The 18,086-nt window shown below is 53.2% G+C and carries 14 protein-coding genes; 3 read left to right on the top strand and 11 right to left on the bottom strand.

The window, feature by feature from the left end; all coding sequences use genetic code 11:
* Positions 1–2: 2 nt before the first annotated feature.
* From HFP08_RS16285 to HFP08_RS16240, 10 genes are all read right to left on the bottom strand, one after another.
* Complete coding sequence (locus HFP08_RS16285) at positions 3–1,307, bottom strand: replication-associated recombination protein A (RefSeq protein WP_168121662.1); 1,305 nt, start codon at positions 1,305–1,307, stop codon at positions 3–5.
* 188 nt (positions 1,308–1,495) lie between these two features.
* Entirely contained in the window at positions 1,496–2,251 is a 756-nt protein-coding gene (locus tag HFP08_RS16280; protein WP_168121661.1) for a class I SAM-dependent methyltransferase, read from the bottom strand.
* A complete protein-coding gene (locus tag HFP08_RS16275; protein ID WP_168121660.1) occupies positions 2,244–2,627 on the bottom strand; it encodes a VOC family protein in 384 nt (127 codons plus the stop codon). Before HFP08_RS16275 ends, HFP08_RS16280 begins: the two co-directional genes overlap by 8 nt.
* A 562-nt stretch (positions 2,628–3,189) precedes the next feature.
* Positions 3,190–3,933 carry a tRNA threonylcarbamoyladenosine dehydratase gene (locus tag HFP08_RS16270; RefSeq protein ID WP_168121659.1) on the bottom strand — a complete coding sequence of 248 codons (744 nt, stop codon included), beginning with the start codon at positions 3,931–3,933 and terminating at the stop codon, positions 3,190–3,192.
* A 21-nt stretch (positions 3,934–3,954) separates the two neighbouring features.
* On the bottom strand, positions 3,955–5,769 hold the full coding sequence (aspS, locus tag HFP08_RS16265; RefSeq protein WP_168121741.1) for an aspartate--tRNA ligase: 1,815 nt from the start codon (positions 5,767–5,769) through the stop codon (positions 3,955–3,957).
* Between the two features lie 53 nt (positions 5,770–5,822).
* Positions 5,823–7,070, bottom strand: a complete 1,248-nt coding sequence (gene hisS, locus HFP08_RS16260; protein ID WP_168121658.1) for a histidine--tRNA ligase — start codon at positions 7,068–7,070, stop codon at positions 5,823–5,825.
* An 848-nt stretch (positions 7,071–7,918) separates the two neighbouring features.
* On the bottom strand, positions 7,919–9,271 hold the full coding sequence (locus HFP08_RS16255; RefSeq protein WP_168121657.1) for a glycoside hydrolase family 5 protein: 1,353 nt from the start codon (positions 9,269–9,271) through the stop codon (positions 7,919–7,921).
* Positions 9,272–9,357: 86 nt separating this feature from the next.
* The gene (locus HFP08_RS16250; RefSeq protein WP_240941479.1) at positions 9,358–10,203 is read right to left on the bottom strand and encodes a carbohydrate ABC transporter permease; all 846 of its coding nucleotides are present in this window, start codon (positions 10,201–10,203) and stop codon (positions 9,358–9,360) included.
* Between the two features lie 14 nt (positions 10,204–10,217).
* Positions 10,218–11,108, bottom strand: coding sequence for a carbohydrate ABC transporter permease (locus HFP08_RS16245; RefSeq protein WP_168121656.1), 891 nt, complete (start codon positions 11,106–11,108; stop codon positions 10,218–10,220).
* A 6-nt stretch (positions 11,109–11,114) separates the two neighbouring features.
* Complete coding sequence (locus HFP08_RS16240; protein WP_168121655.1) at positions 11,115–12,407, bottom strand: ABC transporter substrate-binding protein; 1,293 nt, start codon at positions 12,405–12,407, stop codon at positions 11,115–11,117.
* Between the two features lie 289 nt (positions 12,408–12,696).
* Here HFP08_RS16240 and HFP08_RS16235 point away from each other — a divergent pair, with 289 nt between their 5' ends.
* Both HFP08_RS16235 and HFP08_RS16230 read left to right on the top strand, forming a co-directional pair.
* A complete protein-coding gene (locus tag HFP08_RS16235; RefSeq protein ID WP_168121654.1) occupies positions 12,697–14,244 on the top strand; it encodes a sensor histidine kinase in 1,548 nt (515 codons plus the stop codon).
* The gene (locus HFP08_RS16230) at positions 14,241–14,933 is read left to right on the top strand and encodes a response regulator transcription factor (protein ID WP_168121653.1); all 693 of its coding nucleotides are present in this window, start codon (positions 14,241–14,243) and stop codon (positions 14,931–14,933) included. The genes HFP08_RS16235 and HFP08_RS16230 overlap by 4 nt, the downstream gene beginning before the upstream one ends.
* Positions 14,934–14,954: 21 nt before the next feature.
* Here the strand turns inward: HFP08_RS16230 and HFP08_RS16225 are convergent, their stop codons facing one another.
* Positions 14,955–17,009 carry a beta-galactosidase gene (locus tag HFP08_RS16225; RefSeq protein ID WP_168121739.1) on the bottom strand — a complete coding sequence of 685 codons (2,055 nt, stop codon included), beginning with the start codon at positions 17,007–17,009 and terminating at the stop codon, positions 14,955–14,957.
* 131 nt (positions 17,010–17,140) lie between these two features.
* Between HFP08_RS16225 and HFP08_RS16220 the strand changes: the two genes are divergently transcribed.
* Positions 17,141–17,983, top strand: a complete 843-nt coding sequence (locus HFP08_RS16220; RefSeq protein WP_168121652.1) for a helix-turn-helix transcriptional regulator — start codon at positions 17,141–17,143, stop codon at positions 17,981–17,983.
* The last annotated feature ends 103 nt before the right edge of the window (positions 17,984–18,086 follow it).

The raw sequence follows: 18,086 nt of genomic DNA, 5'->3' as shown, positions 1-18,086 counted from the left end.
AATCACGGCTTGCGGCGCTGCTGATTTTGCTTGATCTTATCCTCCGTCCCTTGATTGGAGGGCTTGTAGAAACGGGAACCGTTCAGGCTGTCAGGCAAGTATTGCTGCTCTACAAAGTGATTCGGGAAATCATGTGGATATTTGTAACCCGCATGACCCAGCTCCGCGGCTCCCTTGTAATGCGTGTCCCGCAGATGAAGCGGAACCTCGGCGTTGCCCGCACGCTCGATGGCTGCCGTGACATTGCCGATCGCGACGGCAGTCGCATTCGACTTGGGACTCTCCACCGCGAACAGAATCGCTTGGGCGATATTATACTTCGCCTCCGGCCAGCCAATCTTGTGATAGGCATCCATCGCCGTCACGGCCTGCAGCATCGCCTGCGGATTCGCCAAGCCAATATCCTCGCTGCAGGCGACGATCAGCCTGCGAAGAAAGGTCATTGGATCCATTCCCAGCTTCTCCACAGCGTACAGAAACCAGAACAGCGCGGCATCGCTCGAGCCTCGCACGCTCTTATGAAAGGCCGATAGCACGTCGTATTGCGTGGACAAATCCGCGCGAATAGACGGCTTCCGTATTGATTCCTGCGCCACTTCAAGCGTAATATGAACCGAACCGTCTATTTGGGACGGCGTCGTGACAGCCGCCAGCTCCAGCGCATTGAGCGCACGGCGAATATCGCCTCCCGCCATAGCCGCAATATGCGCAAGCGCGTCCTCCTCCGCCTGAATCGTCATAAATCCGAGTCCGCGCTCCTTGTCCGAGAGCGCCCTGCGCATCGCTTCAAGCGCATGACGCTCTTCCAGAGCCTCAAGCTGGAACAGCGTCGAACGCGACAGCAGCGCTCCGTTCACGTGATGGAACGGATTTTCTGTCGTCGCGCCGATGAATATAATGATGCCTTGTTCAACAGCCGGAAGCAGCGCATCCTGTCTCGAAGTATTAAACCGATGAACCTCGTCCAGGAACAAGGTCGTCTTCTTCCCATAGAGCGTCTTGTTCGTTCTGGCCCGTTCGATAACCTCTCTGACATCCTTCACCGACGCGTCTACGGCGTTTAATTTCACGAAGTCGCCGTCCGTGCGCAGCGATATGATGTTGGCAAGCGTCGTCTTGCCGCAGCCGGGTGGTCCATACAGCAAGATAGATGAAACTTGATCGCCTTCAATGGCGCGACGCAGCAGCTTGCCGGGCCCGACAATAGCTTCCTGACCGATATATTCGTCCAGCGTCAGCGGCCTCATGCGATCCGCAAGCAGACGCGCGCGCGGCGCTTCTTCCTCATGGTATGAGAACAAATCCATAAAGCAACACAATCCTTTGCAGATAGTCGTCTTCCTGCTGTTGTTAACGTCTCAAGCATCCAGGGCAGCCTTACTCCCATCGATCTCCATCATAGCATATCCGCACAAACGTTCGCCACAAGTCCAGCTTGACGGATGTGGCTTCATCGTAGCGTACCGTGTATGAATCGCCGCAATCTACTGTCCGCTCACACCTCACCCCAATACAGCTCTGTATCATATTCCACCGTCACACAGCCGCCGCTCTCATTCTCTTCGAAAAGCCTTCTCAGTCTATCGATCATCCGGTCGTAGCCTTTCTGTCCCGGTAGCGGACAATAGGACGAAGATAGCAAGCGTCCTAGAAGTCCCGTCTCGTCGAAACGCTGCCGCATCACAAAACGTTCAAGATTCGGCCCATCTTCAGCAAAGAATGGCTGCAGCGATTTCTGCGTAATGCTTTTATGGCCAACCTTCTCATAATCGGCGCCGAAGTCCAGGAGAAGCTGTTCGAACTGCTCCAGGAATGGCGAGCCGGTTGTTTTGCGCGAATTCCAGATCAGCGCAACCTTCCCTCCCGGCTTCAAAATCCGCTTCATTTCCCTCTTGGCAAGCTCCTGATCGAACCAATGAAACGATTGCGCGCACACAATATGATTGACGCTTGCCGCCTCCAGTCCGGTTTCTTCGGCCGAACCTTCTGCAGCTTTATAATTCGGAAAACCCGCGAGCTGCTTCATCGCTTCCTCCCGCATCGCCTCGTTCGGCTCGAGACCGATCACCTCGCTGCCGCGCTCAAGCAGCAATTTGGAGAAAATCCCTGTGCCGGAGCCCATATCGCAGATGATGTCTTCCTTGCGAAAGCCGATTGTTTCATAAAGAAAATCAACAGCATCCTTGCCATAACTTGGACGATATTTCACATAATTCTCAACACGATTCGTAAATCTCGACTTGCTATCCATCTCTTCCAACCTCCATGAATTCAATTCGATTGCCAAACGGATCCTCACAAAAGAATCGGCTGACTCCCTCAACATCCCTCTGGCTGTCTTCCGTAATCACGACGCCATTCTCTCGAAGCCTCTCTTTCAAGCTCTCCAGTTGCTGAACCACAAACCCCGGATGGGCTTTCTTGGAGGGAATGAAATCGCTTTGAACGCCAATATGAAGCTGCTGGGCTCCGCATTGAAACCAAACTCCGCCGCGTTTCCGAAGCGCTTCCGGCTTTCGTATCTCCGCCATGCCCAGCAGTTCTCCGAAAAAGGCTCTTGCTTCCTCCTCGCAGCCGCTTGGCGCGGCAAGCTGAACATGATCAATGCCAATGAACAGATAGGACATCCGCTATCGCCTCCTAATCCTATTCGATAAGAGCTGAAAATAACCTTTGTGCAGTTGTTCGTCTCAAAAGATTTATCTTCCTTCATCTTTGTAGTTTCATTTAATGAAACACAGTTTCATTGATTTAATATAAGTGTATCTCTCTTCCGCCATTCAAGCAAGAGGCTGCCGATTCATTGTGGATCCGTGAGAACGTGGCCATTTGACCAAGGCGTGAAGGGCAACGCAAGGCGTGTGGCGCAACGGTCACAATTGACCGTAAGAAGCTGAAATCACTCCTAACTGGTATTTTAACGGCCGCGGATGACCGTAAGAGGAGATAATGAGGGGATTCAACCATGATTTCAGACTCTAACGGTCAAATGCGACCCTTACATTCTCAAAATCGTTCATATCGTCGTGTAATGGTCGCGGATGTACTTTAAAGCCAGCTAGAGGGGCTCAGCCGAAAATGTCCGTTGCCGTTGCAAGCCTTCATTCCAATCGATATTTTATCATGCTATAAGATACATAAAAAACGCCAGCCCCGCATCTATTCTTGCAGGACTGGCATTCACTATTTTCAAGTCGATTTCAACAAATCCTTCACAACCTCGCTTACCATGATGAGACCCGCTACAGGCGGAACGAAGGCATTGCTTGATGGCGGCTGCTGCGCCTTCCGGATATCGGGAGCCGACTCCGGCACAATGCGCTGCGTCACGTCCTCGCGCGGCTTCATCGGCTCCTCGTCGGAGAACACCACTTTAACGCCCTTCTTAATGCCGTCCTTGCGCAGCTTCGTGCGCACGACACGCGCGATGGGATCGGTGTGCGTCTTCGAAATATCCGCCACACGGAACCGCGACGGATCCATCTTGTTCGCCGCGCCCATGGAGGAGATGACCGGTATCCCCCGCTCCAGGCATTGCTTGATAAGATGGATTTTGTACATAATCGTATCCGACGCATCCACCACATAATCGAGCGGATAGTCGAACAACTGCTCATACGTCTCTTCCGTATAAAACATCCGCAGAGATATGGCGTCGCACTCGGGATTGATCAATCCGATCCGCTCTTTCATCAAATCCGCCTTCGGCTGACCGACGGTCGTTGTCAACGCATGAATTTGACGATTGATATTCGTAATATCCACAACATCCTTGTCGATCAGGATGATGCGGCCGACTCCGGTTCGCGCCAGCGCCTCGGCCGCGATCGATCCGACCCCGCCGATTCCGAGCACGGCAACCGTGCTGTTCTTCATTCGCTCCAGGCCTTCCGGCCCAATCGCTAATTCCGTTCGAGAGAATTGATGCAGCATAAGCCGCCTCCTTCACTTCTTCTATTCCGTTTTGTCCGCTGCGCCAGCAACCGCGCCCGCCGCCACCGGCTTCGGTTTCAGCACCGTGCGAATATGAAGCTGCTCCAGTTGGGACTGCTCGACCTCGGACGGAGCGTCGCATAGCAGATCCGTTGCGCTCGCCGTCTTAGGGAACGCAATCGTTTCTCTCAAATTCGTGCGGCCCGCCAGCAGCATAACCAAGCGATCGAAGCCAAAGGCGATTCCGCCATGCGGAGGTGTTCCGAAATCGAATGCGTCCAGCAAGAAGCCGAACTTCTCATGCGCTTCTTCCATGGAGAAGCCGAGCGCTTTGAACATTTTCTCCTGAACATCGCGTTTGTAGATCCGCATGGATCCGCCGCCGACCTCGTAGCCATTCAGCACAAGATCGTAAGCTTGCGCGCGAATTTGGCCCGGATCCGTATCGAAGAGATGAACATCCTCTTCCTTCGGACGCGTGAACGGATGATGCTCCGCTACATAGCGCTTCGCTTCCTCATCCCAGCCGAGCAACGGGAAGTCCACGACCCATGCGAACTTGAACGCGGATTCGTCGATCAAGCCAAGCTCCTTGCCAAGCTTCAGACGCAGGTTGCCAAGCACATCCGCCACAACCTTCGACTTGTCCGCGGAGAAGGTAAGCAAATCGCCGTCCTCTACGCCAAGACGTTCCGTCAGAGAAGCAATCTCCTCCGGCTTCAGGAATTTGACAATAGGTCCGCGCCACTCGCCGTCTTTGACGGTAATCCAAGCGAGGCCCTTGCCGCCGTAACGCGCCGCGAACGGTTGCAGATCGTCCAGCTCCTTGCGGCTCCAGCTTGCGCAGCCCTTGGCGTTCAGCGCCTTCACTACGCCGCCGCCAGCCGCAACGCTTGCGAATACCTTCACATCGCTGCCCGAGACGATATCCGTAATATCTTGAATTTCCAACCCGAAACGAAGATCCGGCTTGTCGGAGCCGTATTTGTTCATGGCATCCGCGTACGTGATGCGCTGGAACGGAAGCTGCAGCTCCACGCCGACCGTCTCTCGAAGCAGCTTGGCCGCAAGCTGCTCCATCATGCCGAGCAATTGATCCTGCGACAGGAAGGAGGTTTCAATGTCGACCTGCGTGAATTCCGGCTGACGGTCCGCGCGAAGATCCTCGTCGCGGAAGCAGCGCGCGATTTGATAATAACGCTCGATGCCGCCAACCATGAGCAATTGCTTGAAAATTTGCGGCGATTGCGGCAGCGCGAAAAATTCGCCTTCATGCACGCGGCTCGGCACGAGATAATCGCGCGCGCCTTCCGGCGTGCTCTTGGTCAAGATCGGCGTTTCCACATCAATGAAGCCCTCTCCGTCCAGAAAATCGCGGAAAATCTTGGCCGATTTCGAACGAAGCAGCAGCGTTTTCTGCATTTCCGGACGACGCAGATCCAGATAGCGGTATTTAAGGCGAAGCGATTCATCCACCTCTACGCCATCCTCGATCGGGAACGGAGGCGTCTTCGCCGCGTTCATAACCTCGATCGTCGTCACGCGGATTTCGATCTCGCCGGTCGCGAGATTCGCGTTGTAGGTTTCGGCGTCGCGCTCGACAACCTTGCCTTGCACAGCAAGCACGAACTCGTTGCGCGCGCGATCGGCAATCGCCAGCGCGTCTCCCGAGAAATCCGGATTAAAGACAGTTTGTACAATGCCGGTGCGATCGCGAAGATCGATGAACAGCACGCCGCCCAGGTCGCGGCGTCTCTGTACCCAGCCGTTCAACGTTACCTCCTTGCCCACATCCGCCTTCGTAAGCGTTCCGCAGTTATGCGTTTTTAACATCATCATTGTTATCAGCCTCTCTTCCAGTACCTTATATTTGTATGCAAGCTTAAAGCTTATTCTTGAATGGCCGATGCCAGATTTGCCAGCGCGATCGTATTCTGCTCGCCCTTCGCCATATCCTTGAGCACGATTTCTCCGCTTTCGAGCTCGTTATCGCCCAGTATGGCGGTGAACCTCGCTCCGAGACGGTCAGCCGATTTCATCTGCGCCTTCATCTTGCGGCCTTGATAGTCGCGTTCCGCGCGAATGCCTCTCTGCCTCAGCTGATAGACCAGCTTCGTCACTTCCCGGTCCGCCGCGTCGCCAAGCGCGACCAGATAGACGTCGATCTCATGCTTATTCGGCAATTCGGTCTGCTGATGCTCGAGCAGCAGAATCGTCCGCTCGAGGCCAAGCCCCACGCCGACACCGGGCTGATCAGGACCTCCGATATCGGACACCAGCCCGTTATATCGTCCGCCGCCGCCAATCGTATCGATGGCGCCGATGCCTTCGGCTTTGTATTCGAAGGCGGTATGCGTGTAATAATCGAGTCCGCGTACCAGCTTCGAATTGATCGAATACGGGATGCCCATATCCGAGAGGCATTGCTGCACCTTGTCGAAATGCAGCCGGCATTCCTCGTCCAAGCTGTCCAGAATCGAAGGCGCGCCTTCGAAATGCTTCTGATCCTCCTTGCAATCGAGCACCCTTAGCGGATTGCGATCCATTCTGGACTGGCAGTCCTTGCATAGGATTGAGCGTTTCGGCTCAAGGAAAGCAAGCAGCTTCTCGCGGAAATCCGCTCTTACCGCCGGTGTCCCGACGGAATTAATCTCCACGCGCACGCCGCGAAGGCCGACCTCCGTATAGAACGTATACCCGAGCGCGATAACCTCGGCGTCCAGCGCGGGATCAACGGCTCCGATCGCTTCAACGCCGAACTGATGCAGCTGGCGGTATCGTCCCGCCTGCGGACGCTCGTAACGGAACATCGGTCCGATATAATACAGCTTCGATACATCCGGCTCGCCGTACAGCTTGTTCTCCACATAAGAGCGCACAACGCCGGCCGTGCCTTCCGGTCTAAGCGTCAAGCTCCTCTCACCGCGATCGATGAACGTGTACATCTCCTTCTCCACGATGTCGGTTGTTTCGCCGACTCCGCGCTGGAACAATTCGGTCGACTCGAAGATCGGCGTGCGAATTTCCCGGAAGTTGTATCTGCTGCAAATTTCTCTGGCCTTTCCTTCGACGAATTGCCATCTCTCTACCGCGCCTGGCAATATATCCTGCGTTCCCGGCGATTTTTGAAATTTCATGTTGATCGGACCTCCTTGCTTCATCATGACTCGCATTTGTTTTTTTGAATGAGAAAACCTCTACCCTCGGCCTTTCGAAGATGAGCGACCTGAAGCTTTGCGAAGCAAAGCAGCTTCGTAAGCATGAGGAAAGTTTTATCGCCAAATGAATTTACAGTTTAAATGTCTCGGAAACTTATAAATTCTATTGTGGTGAGAAAAACACCTGACGGCGACCTTTAAAAGCAGTGAACTGCTCTAACGGACTATTCGTCCTCTTAGACGGCGTTTTTCAACACTCGATTGCTCTAACGGACATTTTGTCCTCTTAGCCAACCAAATGAGCGGAAAAACAACCAAATTAACCCGCTAAAGGTCGGAAAAGTCCGTTAAAAATCTGAGCCAGCTAAAAAGAGCTTCTAAGGTTCGAAAAAGTCCGTTACAGCTGCAAGCATCAAAAAACTCCCGTCCTTTCGGCATAGCCGAAGGGACGAGAGTTGTTTCTCCCGTGGTACCACCCACATTCCGAGCATGCGCGGACAATCCGCCGACAGCTCGCTTCAGAACGGGTAACGTCCGTCATGCGCGAATAAGCTAATACGAGTTCCGGCAATGCTTCGCACCGAATCCGGTTCGCTTATCGTTCTCGGGGAGGTTCTTCATTCCATCGGCGTAAGGATGCTTCCAGCCATCGGCATCCCTCTCTGTGTACCCGTCCTAGAATTACTTGATCCCGTCATCAAATCCCAATATTCATATACTGATTGTTTATTCTACCGCCCGGCTGTCTGAAAGTCAAGATGCCATACGGTTAGTTTTTTTGACACGGTTGCTCTGCTCAGTTTACATCTTCAAGCCTTCCCGGCTTGTCACATCATCTTCTCGCCCAACGTAATTCCCTTCACCAATCGTTCCAGCTCCGGCCAACTGCCGCATTGATCGAAAGAGAAAGAATCGGCAAGTTTCATCAAAGCGTCAACACTCAGCTTTCTCAAATGCGGCTTGAGATGCTGCTCCACGCAAATCGCTTGCATAATGGTGCGCATGCGGAATTGCAGCGGATATCTTAGCGTATCGTCGATGGGCCGGAAATACTCGGAAGCCATATAGTCGACCAGCTTCTCGCCCTTCGCCTGCTCCTCATGCTGATTCCACTCCTTGCGAATTTCTCCGGTGAAGAGCTGCCATGGCGTGTCTTCCCTTGGATAGACGATTCCCATAACCTCCGCATCCTTGTAAGTCCACAGCGACCAGGAGATGTCGTGGCGCTCCATCAGCTCCAGCATATCCTCCATGATCTCAACCTGATGCGCGATCTGCTCGCGCTCCCATACCAGGCCGAATTCGCCGCACCATACCGGCCGATCATACTTGTCCCGAATAGCCGCAAGCTTCTCGAACTCTTCCGAGAACAGCCGTTTCCGCTCTTCCCTCGCCATCTCCGGCGACAGCACGGCCGGGTTTTCGACGAAGGGATAGAAGTGGAAGGTGTAAGCGACAAGCGGATCTTCATGGGCTTCCACCATAGAGAAGTCGGTTGTGAACGCGTTGCCCGATACGAAAATAATATGGTTCGGATCCACTTCGCGGATTTCGGCTATCGCTTTCCTGTAGAAATCGTTAAATGCCGCCGCGTCCTTGACCAGGGAAGGCTCGTTTACCAAATCGTATCCGGCGATCCACGGCTGATCCTTGTAGCGATCCGCGATCGCTTTCCATACGCGGATCGCGCTGTCGCGAAGCGCGCCGTACGACCAGAACAGCGGCAAACCGCTCGTCGTGTCGCAATGCCAGTCCGGATTCTGCCCGCCAGGCGCCGCATGCATATCGAGAATCGCATATATGTCGTGAGCCGCACACAGCTCCACGATCCGATCCAGATAGACGAAGCCCTCCTCCTTAATCGTCTCGGGATGCTGATCATCGAGAAAGTATTTGTAATTGAACGGAATTCGGAGCGAATTGACGCCTAGACTCTTCATATAGGCGAAGTCTCGCTCGTCGGCGAAGCCTTTCAAATATCGATCCCAGAACTTTGCCGCCGTCCCCTCTCCGAACACCTCGGCGAACGCCTCTTTGATCATGGAGTTGGTGCCGGGAACGCCCAGCATGAAATGCTCCAGATTCATCCATGTGCCCAAACAGAAGCCGCGGAGCAGAATTTCCTCTCCTCCGGCCTCAAACGCCTTGCCGCGAATTTTTACCCAATGATCTCCCATCATCTCTCCCCATTTCCCCTGTAAATTCAATGCTGTCCATATCAATGTCAATGTCAATGTCCATATCCATATCAATTTCAAAGTCAATGTCAATTCTTCATGCCGGTAGTCGCGACGCCCTTCGTGAAGAAGCTCTCTCCAACGAGGAACACGGCAATCATCGGCAATATCGTGCAGACCGTTCCCGCCATCAATAAGCCGTAGTCCATCGAATGCTCGGTCTGGAACGCTTGCAAGCCAAGCTGCAGCGTTTTGAGCGAATCGTCATTAATATAGATCAGCGGAGCCAGATAGTCATTCCACATAAACGTAAACGTAAAAATGCCAAGCGTAGCCAGAGCGGGACGCGCCAGCGGCAGTATAATGCGCCAGAAAATCCCCCATTCGCTGCAGCCGTCGATTCTTCCCGCTTCGTTCAGCTCGATCGGCAGCGTCATGAAAAACTGCCGAAGCAGAAAAATGCCGAAAGCGCTGAACAACTGAATGAGTACATAGCCCTCATGCGTATTGTACAAGTCCAGCTTGCTGATAATCATAAATTGCGGCACCATGATCGAATGCCAAGGCACCATCAGATTCGTCATGAACAGCATGAACAAGGTTTGCTTGAAGGGAACCTTGAGACGCGCGAACGCATACGCCGCCAGCGCGCAAATGATAAGCTGTCCGGCCGTAATCGCAATCGTCAGCTTTACGGTATTCCAGTAATATTGTCCGAACGGAATGACATCCCACACCGTGCTGTAATTTTGCCAATGCCATTCCTCCGGAAACCAATTCATCGGATTGCGGAAAATATCCACATCCGTTCTGACAGAAGCAAGCAGCATCCAGATAAATGGAAACAGCGTCAGCAGCGCCGCGCCAAGCATCCCGATATACAGAGCGAGATTGCCGATTCTGACAACCGCCTTCTCTACGCGATTTGCTGTCATGCTCAAGCCACCTCCTAGTAATTCACCCATTTCTTCTCCATTCGGAATTGAATCAGCGATATGATGAGCACGATGACGAACAGGATCACCGCCATTGCCGATGCGTAGCCCATCTTGTAATGAATGAAGGCTTCTTGATACATCCGGAACACAAGCACATTCGTCGATCTTCCTGGACCTCCGTCCGTCATGACAGACACCAGATCGAATACCTGGAACGATGAAATAATCGTCAGGATGAGCACCATGAACAGAATGGGCGAAAGCCCCGGCAATGTCACATGCCATAACCGCTTCCATCTGCCCGCTCCATCCAGCTTGGCCGCTTCATGCAAATAATCCGGAATGCCTTGTATGCCTGCAAGCAGAATAACCATGTAATAGCCGAAGCTCTTCCATACCGATACAATGACAACCGCTATTAGCGCCCATTGCGTCGATTGCAGCCATTCCGGCGGATGCCCGATGCCGAGCGAGGACAGAATCGCGTTGATTGGCCCCCTCATGGGGTTCAGCAGCAGTCCCCAAACGATTGCCACCGAAACCATGGACGTAATCTGAGGGAAGTAGAAGGCCATGCGATAAAATTTGCGCAAATGAAGCACTTTGTTGACCAGCAGCGCCGATGCCAGCGCGAAGAGCATCGTCAGCGGCACGAACAAAACGGTGTAGACCAGATTGTTCCTGAGCGAAATCAAGAAATAGTCGTCATGAATGAGCCTCGCATAGTTGTCCAGCCCAACGAATGCAGGCTTAATTTCAAAGCCGCCGTAATCGGTAAAGCTCATGCCGAGTCCAATCACAATCGGCAAGAAGATGAATACGGCGAACAGAAGCGCCGCGGGAAGCAGGAACATCGTTCCCGCGGCATAGGCTTTGAACCGTCTTCGGTACAATGAAATCATCGCTCGTTATTGCTCCAGTACGGATTGACGCGCTTTCTCGAATTCGTCAATCGTCTTGGCAAGATCTTGCTGCTGGAAGAGATAGAGATCTCTCTGCTCGCTGAACACACGATTGACTTCATTGATCTGGGCGATCGGCTGATTCTCCACGACGGTCTTGGCATCGAAGAAATAGCCGCTGCCTTGAATGCCGGTCGCTTGCAGGAAGGAGGACTTCGTCCCATCGCTGGAGTAGGCTGGGAGCACGCTTGAATCGGCAATCATGCTCCCGCCTTCCTCTCCGGCGACGAACTTCACGAATTCGAAGGCGGCATCCTGATGCTCGCTCCGCTGATTGATGCCGATGAACGTGCTGACCCCGCCTACCGTTATCGGCGAGTCGACGCCTGCGGGAAGCGGCAGCGGCGCCATGTCGAAATCAATGTCGGCCGCGCCCGACGCGATGTCGGCCTGAAGCATATTGAGCGTCCATTCGCCGTTGACCAGCATTGCGACATTGCCTACCTCGAACTGCTTGATCCAGTCCGTGCTCTCCGCCTTCATCTGCTTGTAGCTCATATGCGAATTGTCGTCATAGTAAATTCGATTAAGGAAGGAGAGCCAATCCGCTTCGGGATCCAGATTATCGTCCAGAATGCTGCTTCCGGACTGAAGTGCGCCGAGCGGCGCCGTAAGCCAGTCCGCGAAATAACCGCCCCACTGCTTGTCAGAGCCTTCTCCCTTCGTCAATTGCTTCGCCAGATCCGCATACTCGTCCCAGGTCATCTGCTCCGGATAAGGAAGATCCGCCTCGTCGAACAGCTTTTTATTATAAAATAAAGCGTATTGCGAAGTCCGGTATGGCAGGGCGTAATAAACGCCGCCCGTAAGCTTGTCCGTAATATCCTGGAAGCTTGGGCCGTACGCGCCGACGTCCATGTTGGCGCTTTTGACTCGATCGGACAAATCGACCAATTGATTTTTGGAGGCGTAGGTTCCAAGATCGGCAGTTCCGTTAATGCTGAACACGTCCATCCTGGAGCCTCCGGTCAGGTTGTTCATGATGCGCGTGCTGTATTCGTTTGAATTATTGCTGATCGTATTCAGCTTCACCTCGATATCGCTGTGCGCGTTATTGAAGGCGTCTACGATTTTTTTCATATAATCCTCTTCATCCGTCCAGGTGTAATATTGGAGAACCGCCTTTTCGGAACCGGTTGAACCTGAGTTATTGTCCTCGTTCTTGCTGCCGCAGCCGCCAAGCGCAGCCGCGCTTGTCAGCGTCAACGCCAGTATCAGCATTGCTGTTTTTCTATTCATTGCTTTTGCCCCTTCCCTTTCGCGTTATAGTCTCATTCTAAAGCTGGCGAAGCGGCAGCGTAAGGTTGAACTTTCATCCTCCATGGATGGATGGATGCGGATAAGCTTAGCCAAGCTATAATTATCGGATAAACGCTCTGCCGCGACTCTCATAGTCCGACTTCAAGCCGAAAAGCCTTTTGATCAGCCCGGCATCGCCGCTATCCTCGAGGGTGGACGATATTTCAACCTTTACAACGCCTGGTTGATAGCCTAGACTATTCAGACGAACCTGCAAGGTGGGAAGCCTATGGTATTATTCGTAACCTTCATCCTCTTTATCGCCGTCGCGGTCGCTTGTCTCGCGCAGCGCAACTTCGGCAAAGCGACGTTATGCATGCTGGGCATGGGATTTTCTTATCTGCTTGTTATTGTCTGCATCATTATTTATCTTTCCAAGGACGCCTACTATTACAACAGCTTGTATCATTATTTCGGCATCACGCGCTCCTTCCAGAATCAATTATTGTTTTTGCCGATATCGAGAGAGCTGCTCATCCGTTTTTTCAATATCAGCAGCATGCTCTTCCTCTATTTCAGCCTGGCCGCGGCCATCCTGCTTGCTTTCCATATCCAGCCGAGGCGCCAACGCATCCTGCTAAGCGTATTGGCCGTTCCGGGACTGCTGCAGACGCTCGGCTACGATCCCCGAATCTATGCCTGGCTCTATTACAGACTGTATCCCGATTATCTGACATCGCAGGCTATTGCCAAGCTGTACGACATTCTTCATTCGGCGACCCTTGTCGTCAACAATATCTCGCTTGCCGCCGGGGTCGCCCTGATCTTTTATATGCTTGCGAAGACACCGCGGGTGCGGCAGCTGCGAACCAACGCTTTCATGATTCTATTATGTTATTTGACGGTGCAATTGACCTACGCCTATATTAATTTCTGGGCGCCGAACCTTCAGGTGACCGTGTCCAAGGCCGCGCATTTCATTCGGTACAACCCGATTATTCTGGCGGGACCTCCCTTCATGTACACGCTGCTGCCCTACATCTCTATCTTCGGCTTGCTCATTAGCGTATATGCGGTCTATCGTTACAGCAAGATACAGAACAGCATTCGGAACGACAAGGCCGTCATCTCGAGAAATATTGATTCGGCCCTGCTCACATCGCGCGTGTTCAGTCATTATCTGAAGAATGAAATGCTGGCTCTGATGGCGCAATCCGAATTTCTGGAAATGATGTGCGAGAACGCGCCGGAGCTCGTTCCGGAGATTCGCGTTATAGAAGATCGCTGCCGCAGCATTTATGATCGTCTGGATGATATTCATCGCAAGGCGCTGACCTCCAAAATCGATCTCAAGCCCTTGCGAATTATTCCTATTCTTGAAGCTATCATCCAGCGAAAGCGACAGGAGCTCACCGGAATCGACATCAGCATGTCCCATGCGTCGATCGAGCCGCTTGTCATGGCGGATTCGTATTATCTTGGCGAAGCTTTGGAGCAATTATTGACTAACGCGTACGAAGCGTTGACGACTGTGAAGCGAAAGGCGAAGGAGATTCATGTTGATGTGCAGGTACGGGGCAAATGGGCGGAAATAGGCGTGAGGGACAACGGACCGGGCATTCCGGAGGAAATTCAGGAGCAAATGTTCGAGCCCTTCTATTCCTCCAAGCCGACATCGACGAATTGGGGAATGGGCCTGTCAATGTGCCGCAGCATTATCGCGTCCCATGACGGCAAAATTAAGGTAGAAAGCCGGCTCGGCGAAGGGACGATCTTTCTGATCGTGCTGCCTCTGTTCGCGGTCAACAATTATGAGAAATGGGAGGAGAAGCAATGATCAAGGTGCTGATTGTAGAGGACAATGCTTTGATCGCCAAGCGGTACGGGATGATTCTGTCGAAGGAGAAGGGCATGCAGTGCGTCGGCAGCGCGGCAACGGGCTATGAAGCGACGCTGCTCGCCGCGCTCGCCAAGCCCGATGTCATACTGATGGACATCGAGCTGGAGGACAAGCAGGCGGGCTTGCGCGCAACCTCGGAAATCCTCGCCTATATGCCGGACATCCGCATTGTCATGCTCACCGTCTGCGAGACGGACGAAACCGTCTATCAGGCCTTCGACATCGGAGCAACCAACTATTTGCTGAAAAACATGCCGGCCTCCGACATCGTCGCCGCCATTCGGGATGCCTACGAAGGCACGCCTTCGCTGCATGCCAATATAGCCGGAAAAATTACAAAGGAGTTCAAACGCATCCGCACAATGGAGAACAGTCTGCTGCATACCTTTCATATGCTCACGCAGTTGACGCCTACCGAGCTCGAGGTGTTGAAAATGCTGCTGACAGGAGCGACTCGCCAGCAAATATGCGAGGCGCGCCATGTCGAGCCATCCACGCTCAAATCCCAAATCAACAGCATTCTGCGGAAATTCGATCTGAGCAATACGCAAGAGGTGATCGCAATGCTGCAGGAGCTCCGAATTCCGGACATTCTCGACAGGCTGCCGAAGGAACCCGAGCAATGAACGCAGCAGGGCGCAAGCTCGCTATTCGCGCGTTCTGCATACAACACGAACGCCATGAACATCAAGCTTCAGCTGCTGTTCTATCGGCAGACCGCTCTCCGCATCCGTATACGAGCAATCATCAAGAGTAATCTCCTGCAGAATGCCGCTGAAATTCATCAGGAAGATATAATCCTTCAAGCCGTCCGTTCTTACCTGTGCAGTCACGCCCGCAGGCAACACGGCGTCGACGGCTCTCTTTATTCCGCAATCCCGTACGATTCCGACATAGAAAGCGTTCAAGAAATCATCTTGATGACGCGCCGCCATATGATAGGCACGGCCTGCGCCAAGCTTATTCACCGTGAGAGCCGGCCTTCCGGCAAAAAAGCTCTCTCCATAGACGGCCAGCGCCTCCGCTCCTTCCGAATGAATCAGCTCGCATAATTCCACCGCTTTAAATGACCCTTGCAGCCCGAGGGCATTGCCTTCGAGCATCGTAATTGAATTGGCTTCATGATCATGAAGCGCCTCAATCTCCTCCGCCCAGATTCCAAGCGTCTTCCGCAGCGGCCCCGGGAAACCTCCGAGATGGCATAAGTCGGTTTCATTCACAACGCCCGACCAATAGGTCGTGACGAGCGTGCCGCCGTCCTCGACGAATTGCTGCAGCTTGCGTCCGGTCTCCTCGCTGCACAGATAGAGCATCGGAGCCACAATGAGCTTATAACCTTCAAATCCATCCTCGGAGCCGATGATGTCTGCCGGCACGCCCTGCTCCCAGAAGGCCTTGTAATGCGCATGCACGGTCTCTTCGTAATGCAGCCCGCTGTTGCGCGGCCCTTGGGCGTCCTTGATCGCCCAGCGATTGTCCCAATCGAACAGAATCGCCGTTTCCGCCGGCCTTGTCGTTCCGACAAGCTCCGTCAATTCAGCAAGCGTTCCTCCCAGTGAAGCGACGTCGCGGAATACGCGGGTATGCTCATGTCCGGCATGGTCGACGACCGCTCCATGAAACTTCTCGCTGGAGCCCCTGCTCTTCCGCCACTGAAAATATTGAATGGAATCCGAGCCGTGAGCCACCGCTTGGAGAGAGGAGAGCTTGTGCATGCCAGGCTGCTTCAGCTTGCTGACTCCCTGCCAGTTCGTCATGCTCGGCGTGCTCTCCATCAGCACGAACGGCTTCCGAAGCAGCGAGCGGAACAAATCATGGTAGAAGCCGAAATAAGCGCCCAGCTCGCTGTCGTCCTTCCGATCATGCCAGGTCGGATAAGCGTCCCAGGAAACCACGTCAAGCCGCTTCGCCATCTTCCGGTAATCGATGCTTTCGATCATATGCATGTTGGTCGTAACCGGCAATGACGGATTGAAAGGACGAACGGCTTCAATCTCGAATTGCAGAAAATCAATATGCTGATCGCTTACGAATCGGCGCCAGTCCAAATTATGACCATGCACCGCGAACTCGCCGTGGGGAGCCGGCGATTCAATCTGACTCCAGCTTGAATACGTATGCGCCCAGAAGGTTGTCCACCATGCTTCATTAAGCGCGTCCAAGCTCTCGTACTTCCGGCGAATCCATTCCTGAAATGCGCCCTGACAATAGTCGCAATGGCATTCTCCCGAATATTCATTGTTGATATGCCAGCCGATAACGGCGGGATGCTTCGCGTAGCGCTGCGCAAGCTTGCTATTGATGATTTTTGTCTTCTCCCGGAAAATCGGCGAGTTGTAGCAATGATTATGCCTCATGCCATGCAGATTGCGAACGCGATTCGGCCCGACGCGGAGCACCTCGGGATACTTTTCCGACATCCAGTTCGGCCGTGCTCCGGTCGGTGTTGCAAGCCATGCGTAGATGCCATTGTCCGCAAAGCTGTCGAGCAACCGGTCCAACCATTCGAAGGTGAATCTGCCCTCTTCCGGCTCTAACGAAGCCCAAGAGAAGATGCCGACCGCCATCACATTGCAGCCTGCAAGCTTCATGAGTCTGATATCCTCCTTAAGCACCTCCGGATAATTCAACCATTGATCGGGATTATAATCGGCTCCATGCATCATGACAGGCAGCTTGGCGCTGATCGGGGCTTGCTTCATCATTCGACCCACTCCTTCATTGTCGTCTTATTCTCTTATGGATAGTTTGATATTACTGGAGTCGGGGCTATAATCATAGAATAGAAGAAGCGAATAATCGTACAATAAGAACATCGGGGAGGTAGAATGTGATGATGCCATTTTTGCTTGCGGAATATGCGAATCTCAAAAATGTGCTGCCCCTCTATCTCTGCGCCGTCGGCAGCCATGAGCAGAAGCAAATTATACGACCGGAAGGTTATCCCGCTCAACAACTGTTCTTATGTCGAAGCGGCCGCGGCTCTTTCGTGGTCAACGATGAGCAACGAATCGTGCTTTCAAGCGGAGAAGCGATGCTGCTGCCCGCCAATCTCGGGCATGTCTATACACCCGATCCAACGCAAGGGGCTTGGGAGCTCGGCTTTATCGCTTTCGACGGAGAAACCGCGAAGCCGATGCTTGACGCATTGACTCGTTTCCATCTTCAAGCCGTGCCCTGCGTCAAGTTCAAGCAGCTGTGGGCTCAGCTCGAGGGCCTATGGCAGCTTATTAGCCATAACGGAGAGAACGCGTATTGGGAAGCTTCCAGACAGTTGTACGGCCTGCTCATCACGCTGCTGGAGGGCGAGCCGAGCGCCGAGCGCAAGGTTATGCCGAGGCTTGCCGATGGGGACAATAGAGACGCGTTGCAATCCGCCATCGAGGTTATCCATAATCATTATCATGAGCGTCTGACCATTACGAATGTCGCTCGCTCCGTCGGCTATTCTGTGCAGCATTTCCACCGCCTGTTTCTTGGGCAATTCGGCGTCACGCCGCAGCAATATATCATCCAACTGCGCATGCTGCGCTCCGTACAGCTCTTCCGTGATCAACCGGGCATCACCGTCGACAAAGTCGCGCAGCAGCTCGGCCTGGAGACCAGCTACTTCATACGCTTGTTCAAGCGGCATTACGGCTCAACGCCGAAGCAATATTTCAAGCGGCAAGATTAAGGCGTGTTTGAATGAAAGCTCCTGCGGGCAAGTCGACAGAAAAAAACCTGCGATACGCAATCGCAGGTCCTAAAGAAATATATTTTTAAAAAGGGGGTCGAGT

Source organism: Paenibacillus sp. HB172176 (genome assembly GCF_011947265.1).
In the GTDB taxonomy this organism is placed as follows: domain Bacteria; phylum Bacillota; class Bacilli; order Paenibacillales; family Paenibacillaceae; genus Pristimantibacillus.
Note: the sequence above shows the minus strand (reverse complement) of the source record. Positions and strands in the feature narration are given on the sequence as shown.

Bases quoted from the DNA above. Each gene is read 5' to 3' on its own strand.
- HFP08_RS16285 (WP_168121662.1), bottom strand. From the start codon at position 1,307: ATGGATTTGTTCTCATACCATGAGGAAGAAGCGCCGCGCGCGCGTCTG.
- HFP08_RS16280 (WP_168121661.1), bottom strand. From the start codon at position 2,251: ATGGATAGCAAGTCGAGATTTACGAATCGTGTTGAGAATTATGTGAAA.
- HFP08_RS16275 (WP_168121660.1), bottom strand. From the start codon at position 2,627: ATGTCCTATCTGTTCATTGGCATTGATCATGTTCAGCTTGCCGCGCCA.
- HFP08_RS16270 (WP_168121659.1), bottom strand. From the start codon at position 3,933: ATGCTGCATCAATTCTCTCGAACGGAATTAGCGATTGGGCCGGAAGGC.
- aspS (WP_168121741.1), bottom strand. From the start codon at position 5,769: ATGATGTTAAAAACGCATAACTGCGGAACGCTTACGAAGGCGGATGTG.
- hisS (WP_168121658.1), bottom strand. From the start codon at position 7,070: ATGAAATTTCAAAAATCGCCGGGAACGCAGGATATATTGCCAGGCGCG.
- HFP08_RS16255 (WP_168121657.1), bottom strand. From the start codon at position 9,271: ATGATGGGAGATCATTGGGTAAAAATTCGCGGCAAGGCGTTTGAGGCC.
- HFP08_RS16250 (WP_240941479.1), bottom strand. From the start codon at position 10,203: ATGACAGCAAATCGCGTAGAGAAGGCGGTTGTCAGAATCGGCAATCTC.
- HFP08_RS16245 (WP_168121656.1), bottom strand. From the start codon at position 11,108: ATGATTTCATTGTACCGAAGACGGTTCAAAGCCTATGCCGCGGGAACG.
- HFP08_RS16240 (WP_168121655.1), bottom strand. From the start codon at position 12,407: ATGAATAGAAAAACAGCAATGCTGATACTGGCGTTGACGCTGACAAGC.
- HFP08_RS16235 (WP_168121654.1), top strand. From the start codon at position 12,697: ATGGTATTATTCGTAACCTTCATCCTCTTTATCGCCGTCGCGGTCGCT.
- HFP08_RS16230 (WP_168121653.1), top strand. From the start codon at position 14,241: ATGATCAAGGTGCTGATTGTAGAGGACAATGCTTTGATCGCCAAGCGG.
- HFP08_RS16225 (WP_168121739.1), bottom strand. From the start codon at position 17,009: ATGAAGCAAGCCCCGATCAGCGCCAAGCTGCCTGTCATGATGCATGGA.
- HFP08_RS16220 (WP_168121652.1), top strand. From the start codon at position 17,141: ATGATGCCATTTTTGCTTGCGGAATATGCGAATCTCAAAAATGTGCTG.